General features: G+C 66.7%; 1 protein-coding gene. It reads left to right on the top strand.

Translation table 11 applies throughout. The features are described 5' to 3' along the window. Positions 1-4: 4 nt before the first annotated feature. On the top strand, positions 5-519 hold a 515-nt coding region (gene pheA / locus J5M67_RS27810), incomplete at its 3' end, for a chorismate mutase (RefSeq protein ID WP_368735963.1).

Here is a 519-nt window from a genome sequence, read left to right as displayed (position 1 = left end):
AGTCATGGACGACGAACTCAATTCCCGCCTGAAGCCTCTGCGCGAGCGCATCTACGCGATCGACACGCAACTGATCGCGCTGCTGAATCAGCGCGCGGCGGTCGCGCTCGAGGTCGGCGAGGTCAAGAAGCACTTCAACGCGCCCGTGTTCCGGCCGGAGCGCGAGCAGCAGGTGATCGCGCGCTTGCAGGACATGAGCGCCGGGCCGCTCGCGAGCGAGCACATCAGCGCGATCTGGCGCGAGATCATGGCGGCGGGCCGCGATCTCGAGCAGACGATACACGTCGCGTTCCTCGGGCCCGTCGGCACCTATAGCGAACAGGCGATGTTCGACTACTTCGGCCAATCGATCGAGGGGCTGCCTTGCCCGTCGATCGACGAGGTGTTCCGCTCGGTCGAGGCGGGCGCCGCGACGTTCGGCGTCGTGCCGGTCGAGAATTCGTCGGAAGGCGCGGTGTCGCGCACGCTCGATCTGCTGCTGCATACGCAGCTTCTGATCGGCGGCGAGCTGTCGCTGCC

The sequence above is a fragment of the Pseudomonas sp. 30_B genome (assembly GCF_017491605.1).
In the GTDB taxonomy this organism is placed as follows: domain Bacteria; phylum Pseudomonadota; class Gammaproteobacteria; order Pseudomonadales; family Pseudomonadaceae; genus Pseudomonas.
This window is presented reverse-complemented; position numbering and strand designations above follow the sequence as displayed.